The 12,578-nt window shown below is 73.0% G+C and carries 12 protein-coding genes; 11 read left to right on the forward strand and 1 reads right to left on the reverse strand.

Features of this window, described 5'->3' with window-relative positions:
- Positions 1–123 precede the first annotated feature (123 nt).
- Positions 124–3,171, forward strand: a complete 3,048-nt coding sequence (locus tag EKO23_RS21350; RefSeq protein ID WP_134720505.1) for a patatin-like phospholipase family protein — start codon at positions 124–126, stop codon at positions 3,169–3,171.
- Positions 3,172–3,182: 11 nt separating this feature from the next.
- Here EKO23_RS21350 and EKO23_RS21355 read toward each other — a convergent pair whose 3' ends face one another.
- Entirely contained in the window at positions 3,183–5,273 is a 2,091-nt protein-coding gene (locus EKO23_RS21355; protein WP_167880587.1) for an acyltransferase family protein, read from the reverse strand.
- Between the two features lie 223 nt (positions 5,274–5,496).
- Here EKO23_RS21355 and EKO23_RS21360 point away from each other — a divergent pair, with 223 nt between their 5' ends.
- The 10 genes from EKO23_RS21360 to EKO23_RS21405 all read left to right on the forward strand — a co-directional run bounded on the left by EKO23_RS21360 (position 5,497) and on the right by EKO23_RS21405 (position 12,535).
- A complete protein-coding gene (locus EKO23_RS21360) occupies positions 5,497–5,886 on the forward strand; it encodes a group I truncated hemoglobin (RefSeq protein ID WP_167880588.1) in 390 nt (129 codons plus the stop codon).
- An 8-nt stretch (positions 5,887–5,894) separates the two neighbouring features.
- A complete protein-coding gene (locus tag EKO23_RS21365) occupies positions 5,895–7,064 on the forward strand; it encodes a globin domain-containing protein (RefSeq protein WP_134720508.1) in 1,170 nt (389 codons plus the stop codon).
- Positions 7,061–7,813 (forward strand): DivIVA domain-containing protein, encoded by a 753-nt coding sequence (locus EKO23_RS21370; protein WP_134720509.1) that lies wholly within the window; start codon positions 7,061–7,063, stop codon positions 7,811–7,813. Before EKO23_RS21365 ends, EKO23_RS21370 begins: the two co-directional genes overlap by 4 nt.
- Before the next feature lie 151 nt (positions 7,814–7,964).
- The gene (locus EKO23_RS21375) at positions 7,965–9,209 is read left to right on the forward strand and encodes a TadA family conjugal transfer-associated ATPase (RefSeq protein ID WP_134720510.1); all 1,245 of its coding nucleotides are present in this window, start codon (positions 7,965–7,967) and stop codon (positions 9,207–9,209) included.
- Between the two features lies 1 nt (position 9,210).
- Positions 9,211–10,062, forward strand: a complete 852-nt coding sequence (locus EKO23_RS21380) for a type II secretion system F family protein (RefSeq protein WP_134720511.1) — start codon at positions 9,211–9,213, stop codon at positions 10,060–10,062.
- Complete coding sequence (locus EKO23_RS21385) at positions 10,059–10,988, forward strand: type II secretion system F family protein (protein ID WP_134720512.1); 930 nt, start codon at positions 10,059–10,061, stop codon at positions 10,986–10,988. The genes EKO23_RS21380 and EKO23_RS21385 overlap by 4 nt, the downstream gene beginning before the upstream one ends.
- A gap of 24 nt (positions 10,989–11,012) precedes the next feature.
- Complete coding sequence (locus EKO23_RS21390) at positions 11,013–11,228, forward strand: hypothetical protein (protein WP_246051223.1); 216 nt, start codon at positions 11,013–11,015, stop codon at positions 11,226–11,228.
- Positions 11,203–11,637, forward strand: coding sequence for a TadE/TadG family type IV pilus assembly protein (locus tag EKO23_RS21395; protein WP_134720513.1), 435 nt, complete (start codon positions 11,203–11,205; stop codon positions 11,635–11,637). The genes EKO23_RS21390 and EKO23_RS21395 overlap by 26 nt, the downstream gene beginning before the upstream one ends.
- Complete coding sequence (locus EKO23_RS21400) at positions 11,634–12,095, forward strand: hypothetical protein (RefSeq protein WP_134720514.1); 462 nt, start codon at positions 11,634–11,636, stop codon at positions 12,093–12,095. Before EKO23_RS21395 ends, EKO23_RS21400 begins: the two co-directional genes overlap by 4 nt.
- Positions 12,095–12,535 (forward strand): pilus assembly protein TadG-related protein, encoded by a 441-nt coding sequence (locus EKO23_RS21405; protein ID WP_246051224.1) that lies wholly within the window; start codon positions 12,095–12,097, stop codon positions 12,533–12,535. Before EKO23_RS21400 ends, EKO23_RS21405 begins: the two co-directional genes overlap by 1 nt.
- The last annotated feature ends 43 nt before the right edge of the window (positions 12,536–12,578 follow it).

Raw genomic sequence — 12,578 nt, forward strand, 5'->3', positions numbered from 1 at the left:
CAGCCCGTCGCGTCACGAACGGACACCACCCGTTCGGAGAGCCGCAAGCCCCGAACTCGTCATTGTCCAGCGAGTCGAGCGACGAGCACGATGGAGACCGAGAGCACTGCGAGGGAGCGCCTCATGGCCTCTGGAGATTCGGGCGCAGGCGCCCAGCTGACACGCAGCCAGGTCGCGATCCGGTTCGCGGGAGTGGTCGCGGGGGGCGCGCTCGTCCTCTACGCGGCCACCCGCTCCGACCTGGACTCGGGCACGGTCAGCCTCGCCCAGCTCCAGCTGATCGGCGACGCCGACCACGTCCCCGACAACGACATCGTGGCCACCGACGTGCTGGGCGCCTACTGGTGGGACCTGCTGCTGGTGGTCGGCTACACGCTGCTGCTCGGCGCTTGGGCCGACCTCGCCTGCCGCGGCTACCGGCTCCGGTTCATGCGCAGCACTGCCCGGCACGCGTGCCTCGGTGCCGTCGTCGGCGCGGCCGCACTCGACCTGCTCGAGACCACGCTCATGCGCTGGCAGTTCCAGGACCGACCGGTCGCCGGCCGGCTCGACGACCTGGTGTGGCCGGTGATCGCCGCCGCCAACTGGGCGAAGATCCTGGCCCTGTTCGTGGTGGTCGTGGTGGTCCTCGGCGGGATCGCGTCGTACGTCTCGACCCCACGGTGGCTGCGCGCCGCGATCGCCCGCTCGGAGGTGCCGGAGCAGGACGACTCGGCGTCCCTCCAGGGTCACGACCACGGTGGCCGGCGAGAACGCTCGCCGCTCGGGATCGCCCTGTCCGGCGGCGGCGTCCGCTCCGCGTCGATCTCGTTGGGCGCGCTCCAGGACCTCGAGTACGACGGCGGCGACCTCGGCTGGGACCGGGCCAGCCACGTGACGGCGGTCTCCGGCGGCGCCTACATGGCCGGCGCGTTCCAGGTCGCGCGGAACCGGCCCCCCGGGCGGCACCGGCCCGACGCCGAGCCGGACGCCTGGCGGCGCAGCGGGTCGGGCGTGCTCAGCCCCGAGGAGCGGCACCTGCTCAGCAACCTCGGTTACCTCACCGCCCGCGAGCCCCGTGGGCACACCACCCAGGACCTCTTCGGCGAGGAACGCACGCCGTCGGGCAACACCCGCGCCGGCTACCACCGGGCCAGCGCCGTGGCCACGCTGCTCGCCGGGCTGCTCGCCAACGTGATCGTGCTGTGGGCCGCACTGGGCGTGCTGATCCTGCCGTACGGCTGGCTGATGCAGTGGCTCGAGGTGCCCAACATCGTCGACCCGAGCCGGGCCCTGCGCACCCTGGTCGGGCGGCAGAACATCGTCCAGCCCGGCCTGATCTGGCTGGGCCTGGGCCTGGTGCTGACCCTGTCCTGGGTGCTGGTCAGCAAGGTCCCGCGGCTGCGGAAGTCACGGGCCCTGCTCGGCGCGCTCGAGGGCGGCAGCCGGCTCGGGCTCGGCCTCGGGCTGTTCTTCCTCACCGCGTTCGTCGCGCTGCCCTGGCTCTCCGGGCACCTGCCGACCAGCGGTCAGGGGCTGCTCAGCGCCGTCGTCGCCGCGGCCGCCGCCCTGGGCGCCCAGGCCCGGCTCCTGGTCAAGCCGGCCGCCCGCTTCGCCAACAAGATCGGCGGCGTCGCGTTCCTGGCGATGCTGGTCATCGTGGTCGCGCTGTGGACCCGGGTCGCCTTCGCGCAGGCGCCCGACCTCGAACGGGTGGTCAGCCTGCACCCGCAGCTCAGCACCCCGCTGGTCTCCTGGCTGCTGCTGGTCGGCTTCCTGGTCGCCACCTGGTTCGCGGTCTCGCCCGAGAGCTGGTCGTTGTCGGCGTTCTACCGCGGCCGGCTGCGCATGGCCTACGCGACGTACCGCACCAGCGAGGACCACGCGACCTGCATGGTCAACGACTCCGACCAGGACTTCGACCACCATCGCTACCGCGAACCCGCGCTCAAGTCGTACGCCGCCCGGGTCTCGCCCGGCCGGGAGGGACAGCCCGACCTGAGCACACCGCTGACGATCTGCGCGGCCAGCACCACCACCACCCGCGCGGTGCGCACCCACTACGGCATCCCGGCGCTCAGCGTGACCTTCTCGCCGGAGAAGGTGCGGGTGTTCGTGCCCGAGGACGGGCGCGACGCCTTCACCACTCTGGAGTGCACCACCGAGGCCATGCACGCCGCCTACGACTCCAAGTGGTGGAAGCCCCGGGGCCGGCTCACGACCATGTTCGCGGTGGCGGTCTCGGGCGCAGCCGTGTCCCCGGCGATGGGCCGGTTCCGGATCGGCCCGACCAGCATGCTGCTCACGTTCGCCAACGTGCGGCTCGGCGTGTGGCTGCCGAACCCGCGGTACGTCGACGAGGTGAGGTGGGGCGACGGCCGCTCGTTCCCGAAGGCCCGGCTGGGCTACCTGTTCAAGGAGTTCTTCGGGATCCACGACCCGACCGACGCGTTCCTCTACGTGACCGACGGCGGGCACTGGGAGAACACCGGGCTGGTCGAGCTGCTGCGGCTCTCCGACTACCAGGAGATCGTCTGCATCGACGCCGACCAGGGCCCGGCGGACCGGGTGCGCGCGCTGGCCCAGGCGGTCGACCTGGCCAAGCTCGAGTGCGACGTGGACGTCAACATCGACCTCGACGCGCTCCGCGCCTCCCGCGACGCCGGCGGCGGGCCGCCGTACGCCGCCCGGTCGGTGACGCTCGGGCTGGTGCACACCAGGGACCACACGGGGGTGCTCTGGTACGCCAAGCCGGCGCTGACCCGGGACATGCCGACCCAGCTGCTCGCGCACCGCGAGGTCCGTCAGGACTTCCCCCGCGCCTCGACGCTGAACCAGTTCTTCGACACCTCGACGTTCTTCGCCTACCGCGACCTCGGGCGCTACAACGCCTGGCAGATCCGGCGGGCGCGCAAGCAGCTGCGGCAGGTCCTCGCCGACCACCCGACGTACGAGGGGTTCCGGCAGGCGATGGAGCAGACCGCGCCGACCGAGGCGAACTGGGCCGGCTGCCAGCTCCACGACTGCCTGCGGCGCGAGCCGCGGGAGCGCCGCGACACCGGCTACGAGGAGGTCCGGGCCGCGCTCCGCGTGGAGACCCCGCCGCCGCCCGCGCCGCGACCGTCGTACGACGACGTGGAGCAGGGGCTCGAGGCCAAGCAGGACGCCCGGGAGCTGGCCGGACAGGGCTGAGACCGGCTGGGTCAGCCCTTGCCGGTGAACACCCCGGCGTCCTGGAACGCCTTCCAGACGCCCGCGCTGCGCGCCTCGACGTACGACGCGGTGTAGTGGTGGTCGTCGCGCCACACCACCTGGTCGCCGTCCATGGGCTGGCAGACCGGGGCGGTGGCGCAGAAGACGTCGTTGAGGTTGACGGTCACGATGTCGTCGGACTGGGCCGCCGCGGCGGCGTAGAAGCCGTCGCTGCTCGAGGGGGTGTTGGGTACGGCGACCGCGCACTGTCCGATCGTCGAGCTGCTCGCGAGGCAGTCGAGCGGGTTGAAGTCCTCGGGCATCACCAGCCGCTGGACCACGACGGTCTTGTCCGCGACCTCGCTCACCTTGCCGAGCGTCTCCTGGGTGGTCTCGTAGACCGCCCGGTCGAGCGGCTGGTCCTTGCCGTCGCGGCGCTTGATCAGCGTGCCCCAGTCCTTCTCGTCGTCGCGCGGCCGGTCGAGCAGCACCACGATGTCCGGGTCCAGCTCCGGCAGGGCTCGGTCGTACCAGCCGACGCGTGCCGACTCGCAGGTGCGGGCGCCGTTGTCGGCCTGGTTGTCGTTGGCCAGCCCCTCCTGCCACGGGCAGCCGGCCGTGACGTTGAGCGACAGCGTGAAGTCGTGCTCGCTCGCCATCCGCCGGAACAGGGGCACGAACGACATCGCCTGGCTGTCCCCGATGAACAGCACGTGCGGTCCGCTGCCCCGTTCGACGATGCAGTCGTCGGGCCGGTCCGCGGCGCAGGTGTGGGACTCGCCGCGGTCCGCCGCGGCCGCCTCCCAGTCGATGCCCGACGGCACCGGCTCGTCCCCGCCGGCGCCGTCGCCGGTCGTGCTGCCGGCGGGCGAGTAGGTGGTCTCGGAGAGCTGGGGCCTGCGGTCGTTCTCGAGGATGTTCGGCACCACCGAGACCGCGAGCACGGCGCTGGCGCTGACGCCGACGACGGCGGTGGCCCAGCCGAACCGGTTGAGCGACGGAGCCTTGCGGATCGGCATCTCCACGACCTGGTAGGACAGCGCTGCCAGGCCGGTGCTCAGCGCGAGCGCGAAGCCCGCGATCGCCCACGGGCTGGTGTCGAGCAGTGTGGTCAGGGCGATGATCACCGGCCAATGCCAGAGGTAGGTGCCGTAGGAGATCCGGCCGAGGAACACCGGCACCGGGCGCGACAGCGCTCGCGAGACGGGCTGCCGGGGCGCCAGGACGAGGCCGCCGATCAGCAGGCCGGCGACCACGGTCGCGCCGATGCCGCGCCAGGAGGCGGCCATGCCGACCAGCCCGCTGCCGAGCACCAGCAGACCGGCCAGGCCGACCGTGCCGATGACCGTGCTGGACCGGTGGGTGAGCGCGCCGCCCAGGCCGCGTCGCATCGCGACCGCCAGGGCGGCGCCGGCGAGCAGCTGGTAGAGCCGGGCGTCGGTGCCGTAGTAGGCGTGCGTGGTGTCGACCTGGGCCCAGTAGAGCTGTGCGGCCAGGGACAGACCCATGAGGCCGAGAAGCGACCACAGCATGAACCGGCGGCCGAAGCGGCTGAGCAGGAGCAGCAGGACCGGGAAGACGACGTAGTACTGCTCCTCGATGGCCAGCGACCAGAAGTGCAGGTAGGGGCTCTTGTCGGTGTCGGCCGCGAAGTAGTCGCCGGAAGCGGCGAGGAAGTGCCAGTTGGCGTAGTAGAGCAGGGCGCTCTGGGCGTCGCCGACGATCTCGAGCCGGCGGACCACGGACCAGATGACCGTGAACGTCGCCGCGGTGGCGACCACGACCACGACCGCGGCCGGGAGGAGGCGGCGTACGCGGCGGGCGTAGAAGCGGCCCACCCGGAGCCGGCCGGTCTGCTCGATCTCGTCCAGCAGCACCGTGGAGACGAGGAAGCCCGAGAGCACGAAGAACAGGTCGACGCCGATGAACCCGCCCTCGGCCCAGGGCAGGCCGGTGTGGAACAGCAGCACGAGGTAGACCGCGATGCTGCGCAGGCCGTCGAGGTTGGCCCGGTAGGTGTGCTCGATCGCCGGAGCGGGGTCGGGAGCGCGCCCGGGCGCCGGGTCGGCGGCCGGGGCACTGAGCAGTTCCGAAGCCGCCACGCGGCCCCCTTCCTCGTGAGCGCGCACAAGCGGACCGTGAAAGTGGACCAAACCGTCGGGGCCGGAGCAAGTCGAGCCCGTGCGGTCGTAGCGCACGTCACACACGTTCCCGGTTCCCGGCCCCGCCATTCATTTCGCCCGGTGCCCTTGAAGCCGGGCGCCTTCATTGGTAGGAACGGTGATCGTGCCGCGGGGGACGGAACAATTCTTGGGAGGGAACACCTTGTCCGCAGCATCATTTTCCAGCGCTGCCTCCGACTACGAGAAGATCGGTGGCGGTCCCGCCGTCAAGGCGGTCGTCGACCGCTTCTACGAGCTGATCCTCGCCGACGACCAGCTGGTCGGCTTCTTCGAGGGCGCCGACCTGACGTCGCTCAAGCGCCACCAGGTCCTGCTCATCTCGCAGGTCCTCGGCGGTCCGGCGAGCTACGACGGGCGCGACCTCCGCGAGGCCCATGCCGGGCTCGACATCACGCGGGTCGACTACCTCAAGGTGGTCTCGTTGCTCGTCCAGGCGCTGGTGGAGGCGGGAGTGCCGCCGGCCGTCATCGAGCGGGTCGGCGAGGCACTGGCGTCCACAGAGCGGGACGTCGTGACCAGCCCGGCCGGCTGAGCCCCGGCGTGGACACGGCTGCCCTGAAGCACAGCTGGGAGCAGGTCGCCAAGTCCGGTGACGAGGTGCCGCTCCACTTCTACTCCCACCTGTTCCTGTCGCACCCCGAGCTCCGGGACATGTTCCCGGTGTCGATGGCGGCGCAGCGCGACAAGCTCGTCGCCGCCCTGGGACGGGTCGTGAGCAGCGTCGACCAGCTCGACCAGGTCGTCGGCGTACTGCAGCAGCTCGGCCGGGACCACCGGAAGTTCTCGGTGGTCCCGGAGCACTACAACGCGGTCGGCGCGTCGCTGCTCGCCACGCTGAAGCACTTCCTCGGTGCCGCGTGGACCGAGGAGCTCGCGGCCGACTGGGCCACGGCGTACGGCGTCATCGCGCGCACCATGGTCGAGGCCGCGGAGGAGTCCTCCGACACCTCCCCGGCGTGGTGGGACGCGGAGGTCGTCTCCGTCGAACGACGGACGATGGACGTCGCCGTGGTGCAGCTGCGACCGACGGAGAAGTTCGACTACGCGCCCGGGCAGTCGTTCGCGATGGAGATCCCCCAGAGGCCGCGCCTCTGGCGCTACTTCAGCCCGGCCAACGCGCCGCGGGAGGACGGCACGCTCGAGCTGCACGTGCAGGTGGTCGACGGCGGACAGCTGAGCGGCACGCTGGTGCGCCGGCTCGGGAGCGGCGACGTGGTGAAGATGGGTGCACCCGTCGGCGACCAGCTCACGAGGACACCCAGGGACCCGCGCGACCTCCACCTGGTCGCCGGAGGCACCGGACTGGCCCCGCTGCGCTCGCTCGTCGAGCAGGTGGACCGGGAGTGGCGGGAGCACGGGTCCGGACCGCGCGTCCACCTCTTCCACGGCGCCCGGGTCCCGTGGAACCTCTACGACCGGAAGCGGCTCACCGAGCTGGCACGTCACCGGGACTGGTTCGCGTACACCGAGGTCGTCTCCGACGACAGCTCGTTCCACGGCGCCCGGGGGCTGGTCGGCTCCGTGGCCGCGCAGCACGGCGGCTGGGAGGGCTGGCAGGCGAGGGTCTGCGGCGGTCCCGAGATGGTCTCCCACACGGTCGCCGAGCTCGGTGCGGCCGGCGTCCCCGCGGACGACATCCGCTACGAGAACTTTCACCACGTCGGTGCCGGTGACACGGACGACGATCCCAGTGCAGGTGATGACGCATGAGTCAGCAGCAGAACCAGACACCCCATCAGACCCCCGTCCTCATTCGCACCGAGGAGTTCACCCACCGGGTGCGCGGCCTCGACGAGGCCGAGGTCCGCGACTATCTCGACGTCCTGGCCGACCAGGTGGCGCGGACAGACGTCGAGAGCGAGTCCCTGCGCTCGCAGGTCGACGGCTTGCAGGCCGAGGTCGAGCGCCTGCGCCACGAGAACCATCGGCTCCGCGACGAGGCCGAGCGTTCGTCGAACGAGATCAGCCCGCAGGCCGTGGCCCTGTTCAGCCAGGCGCAGCAGGTCGCGGACCAGCTGGTCGAGGAAGCCGTCGTGCACGCGCGCGACCTGATGATGTCCGCCCGCCACCAGCAGCGGGACATCCTGCAGCGGGCTCACGACACCGCCACGCAGGTGGCCCGGCGCACCGGTGCCCCGCAGGTCGTCGAGGGGGAGGCCCACGAGGTGCCGCCGGTCGGCTACACCACGCCGGTGCCGGAGGTGGAGTACGTCCGGACCTTCGCGAGGGTCGCCCAGGTCCAGCTGCGGTCGGTGCTCGACGCGCTCACCGAGCAGGTCGACCGGCTCGGTGAGGTGCCGAGGCTCGACGGCCGGGCGGACCCCGGCCCGGGCGCGGTCGCCCTCCCGCGGGCCCGGGGCAGCGCCGACGAGCGGCCACCGGAGGCCGACGAGGACGCCGACTCCGGGGACAGCATCTACCGCGAGATCTGGAGCAGTCAGGGGCGGGCCGTGGAGTAGGGGACACCCGGTGCCCCACCGGGCACTCCCGCCCCACCCGTCGCGCACCGTCCACAGGCTTGCGCCCGGACCGTTGCCAACCGCGGAACCCTCGGGTTAGAACTCAGGGGCAGGAACCGGGCAGCAGCCGTATCTCGGGACGGGGGACCTGATGACCTTGGCGTACGCCGACGCGCACGCAGCGCTCCTCGACCGCCTCGACGCGCGCGTCCGGGAAACCGTGCGCCGTGACGGGGTGGACCCGCAGGCCGAGGTGACCGCCGTACGCCGCATCGCCGAGCAGGTGGTCACCGCCCACGACGAGCGCAGCCTCACCGGGCAGGTGGCCCCGGTCCCCGACCCGCAGGCAATGGTCGGCGAGCTGGTCGCCCGGGTCTCCGGCTTCGGCCCGCTGCAGCCCTACCTCGACGACCCGTCGGTGGAGGAGGTGTGGATCAACGACCCCAGCCAGGTCTTCGTGGCCCGGCACGGCCGCCACGAGCTGACCACCACGGTGCTGACCACCGCGCAGGTGCAGGAGCTGGTCGAGCGGATGCTGAAGTCCAGCGGCCGCCGGATCGACGTCAGCCAGCCGTTCGTCGACGCGATGCTGCCCGAGGGACATCGGCTGCACGTGGTCCTCGAGGGCATCTCCCGCGGCTTCACCGCGGTCAACATCCGCAAGTTCACGCTCCGCGCCAGCCGCCTGCATGACCTCGTCGACCTGGGCACGCTCACCCCGCAGGCGGCGCGCTTCCTCGAGGCCTCCGTGCGGGCCGGCCTCAACGTGCTGGTCGCGGGTGGGACCCAGGCCGGGAAGACCACGCTGCTCAACTGCCTGGCCTCGGCCATCCCCGGCAGCGAGCGGGTGGTGTCCGCCGAAGAGGTCTACGAGCTGCGCTTCCACCACCCGGACTGGGTGCCGATGCAGACCCGTCAGGCCGGGCTCGAGGGCACCGGCAGGATCGCGCTGCGCGACCTCGTCAAGGAGAGCCTGCGGATGCGCCCGAGCCGGATCATCGTCGGCGAGGTCCGGGCCGAGGAGTGCCTCGACCTGCTGCTCGCCCTCAACGCCGGCCTGCCGGGCATGTGCACGCTCCACGCCAACAGCGCGCGCGAGGCGCTGGTGAAGATGTGCACGCTGCCGCTGCTCGCCGGTGACAACATCGGCGCGCGGTTCGTGGTGCCGACGGTCGCCGCCAGCGTGGACCTGGTCGTCCACCTCGGCATCGACCACCACGGCGTACGCCGGGTCAACGAGATCGTCGCCGTGCCCGGGCGGGTGGAGAACGACGTCATCGAGACCGAGACCCTGTTCGGCCGCGACGGCGGCGACCTCGTGCACCGTGGCGGGCTGCCGCCACGGGCCGAGAGCTTCACCCGCATCGGGATCGACCTGCGGCAGGTGCTGGGCTGACATGGGGGTGCTGCTCGGGCTCGCGTTCGGCCTCGGCCTGGTGCTGATCTGGTCGGCGTTCGCGCTGCCGCGGACACCGGTCGCACCGCGCGGCCCCGGCCGGCTACGGCGGACCCTCGACGCGGCCGGGCTGCACGGGGTGTCGGTCCGCGGCCTGCTCGTGCTGAGCGCGGTGCTGGGGGTGGTCGCGGCGCTGGCCATCCAGGTCGTGTCCCGCACGGCGCCGGTCGCGGTCGCCTTCGGCGTGCTCGCGTCGTACCTCCCGCTCGGGATGGTGGCCGGGCGGGCCCGCCGGCGGCAGCGCGAGCTCGCCGAGGTCTGGCCGGAGGCGGTCGACAACCTCGCGAGCGCGGTCCGGGCCGGGCTGTCCCTGCCCGAGGCGCTGGCGGGGCTCGGCAGCCGCGGGCCGGAGCCGCTGCGACCGGCGTTCCGGTCGTTCGCGCTGGACTACCACGCGTCGGGGCGGTTCGGCGACGCGCTCGACCGGCTCAAGGCGACGCTCGCGGATCCCGTCGGCGACCGCGTCGTGGAGGGCCTGCGGATCGCGCGCGAGGTCGGCGGCGGCGACCTCGGACGGCTGCTGCGCAACCTCTCCGGCTACCTCCGCGACGACCTGCGCACCCGCTCCGAGCTCGAGTCCCGCCAGGCGTGGACGGTCAACGGTGCCCGGCTCGCGGTCGCCGCGCCGTGGATCGTGCTGTTCCTGCTCTGCTTCCAGCCCGAGGTCATCCAGCGGTACTCCTCGCCCGGCGGCGTCGTGGTCCTCGTCGGCGGGGCGGTCGCCTGCGTGGTGGCCTACCGGCTGATGCTGCGGCTCGGCCGGCTGCCGACCGAACGGCGGATCCTCGCATGACGCTCCAGGCGTGGGGCGCGTTCCTCGGCGGCCTGGCCGGTGCCGGGCTGGTGCTCACGTTCCTGTGGGCCCGCTCGCTGCGGCGCGCCGACCTGGCGATGCGGGTGCTGCCGTACGTCCGCGACCTGCCGCAGCCTGGGCGGCCGGCCGCGGCCGGCGTCGAGACCAGCGCGACCCGGGGAGTGTTCGGGCCCTTCCTGCGCGCCGCGGCCCACGGCGTCGAGCGGGTCCTCGGCGGGTCGGCGTCCGTGCGTCGACGGCTCGAGCGCGCCGGGCTGGAGATGACGGTGCACGAGTTCCGGGTGCGCCAGGTGGTCTGGGGCGTGGTCGCCTTCTGCGCGGCGGCCACGCTCGCTCTCCTCGAGACCCTGACCAGGCCCGGAGGCACGCTCGCGCTGGTCGTCTTCTGCGGTGCCGCGTTCGCCGGTGGCGTGCTCCTGTCCGACAACCGGCTGACCGCGACGGTCCGCGAGCGGGAGCGGCTGATCCTGCTGGAGTTCCCCGTCGTCGCCGAGCTGATCGCCCTCGCGGTGGCCGCGGGCGAGAGTCCGGTCGCGGCGCTGACCCGCGTCGTACGCCGCTCCCACGGCGCCCTGTCCGCCGACCTCGAGCGGGTGCTGGCCGAGATCCGCACCGGGGCACCCGTCGCCCGGGCCTTCGACGGCCTCGCCGCCCGCACGGGCCTGCCGCTGGTCGCCCGGTTCGCCGAGGGCATCGCGGTGTCGGTCGAGCGGGGCACGCCCCTGGCCGACGTGCTGCACGCGCAGGCCGCCGACGTCCGCGAGGCCGGGCGCCGCGAGCTGATCGAGGCGGGTGCCCGCAAGGAGGTGCTGATGATGGTCCCGGTGGTGTTCCTGGTCCTGCCGGTGACCGTCGTGTTCGCGTTCTGGCCGGGGGTCATCGGCCTCCACCTGGCCACCAGGTAGAGCTTCGACAGAAGGGATCTCGGGATGGACATCTACGCGAGGCTGCTGCGGGCGTACGTCGCCCTCGCGGCGCCGCCGCTCGATCCGTCGGGCACCCGGCGGCGCGACGAGCGCGGGGACGTGCCCGGCTGGGTGCTGATCACGGTGATGACGGCCGGCCTGGTCGGCGGGCTGTGGCAGTTCGCGGGTCCGCAGCTGCGGGCGATGCTGGCCGATGCGCTGGCCCAGGTCCGCGGCTGAGGCGCGCGCGGCCGGGCCTCGCGCGGCCGGACGCCGATGCGACCAGCGCGGCTCGGCGGTCGTCGACTTCGTGCTGGTCCTCGTCGTGCTGCTGCCGCTGGTGCTCGGGATCCTGCAGCTCGCACTCGTGCTGCACGTCCGCAACACCCTGACCGCCGCGGCGTCCGAGGGGGCCCGGCACGCCGCGACCGCCGACCGCAGCCCGGCCGACGGTGCGGCGTACACCCGACGCCAGGTCTCCGGTGCCCTGGCGGCCCGGTTCGCCGGCGCCGTCGATGCGTCCCCGACCCGCATCGACGGCGTCCCCGCGGTCGAGGTCACGGTGCGTGCCGACGTGCCGCCACTCGGGCTGTGGGGGCCGGGCATCCACCTCGAAGCCCGCGGGCACGCGGCCGAGGAGCAGCCGTGACCACGGTCCGTCGCCAAGCCGTCGCTGGCGGGGGCGGTGAGGCCGGCAGCGCGCTGATCGAGGTGACCTGGCTGGCGATCCTGCTGATGGTGCCGCTGGTCTACGTGCTGATCTCGGTCTTCGACGTGCAGCGTGGGGCGTTCGGGGTGAGCGCCGCCTCCCGCTCGGCGGCACGTGCCTACGCCCTCGCCGGGTCCGACGCCGAAGGACGGGCGCAGGCCCGCTCGGCGGCCCGGGTCGCGCTGGCCGACCAGGGCGTCGACGACGACTTCGACCTCGACATCTCCTGCACGCCCCTCCCGCGCAGCTGTCTGTCGCCCGGGTCGGTGATCACGGTCGTGGTCCGTACCCAGGTCGACCTGCCGCTTGCGCCGTCCGCCCTCGGCGGGGGCGCACCGAGCTTCCGGGTGGACTCGACGCACCGGGTTCCCTACGGCAGCTACGTCGAGGAGCGCTGATGCGCCGACCCGCGACCGAGCCCGGCCAGGTCAGCGTGCTGATCGTCGGCTTCGCGGTGCTGCTGCTGCTCATGGTCGGGGTCGTGGTGGATGCGTCGTCGGCGTACCTCCACCGCCAGGGCCTCGACAACCTCGCCGACGGGGCTGCGCTGGCCGGCGCCGACGAGGTCCGCGGCACTGCCGTCTACGAGGGTGGACTCGCGGGTGGGCGCGCGCCCCTCGACGCCGACGCGGCGCGGGCGGCCGTGCACGACTACCTCGCCCGGATCGGTGCCTACGTCGACTACCCGGGCCTGCGCTACCGGGTCACCGTCCGCGACCGGGCTGTCGTCGTGCACGTCGAGGCGCCGCTCGACCTGCCGATCAGCGTCGACGGAGTTACCGACACCACCGTCGCCTCCCGCGGCGCGGCCGCCGTCGACGTCACCGACCAGCCCTGACCGCTCCCCGCCCTGACCCGGCACAAGATGTGCCGACTCGGCG

This window comes from Nocardioides guangzhouensis, assembly GCF_004519545.1.
Lineage (GTDB): Bacteria > Actinomycetota > Actinomycetes > Propionibacteriales > Nocardioidaceae > Nocardioides > Nocardioides guangzhouensis.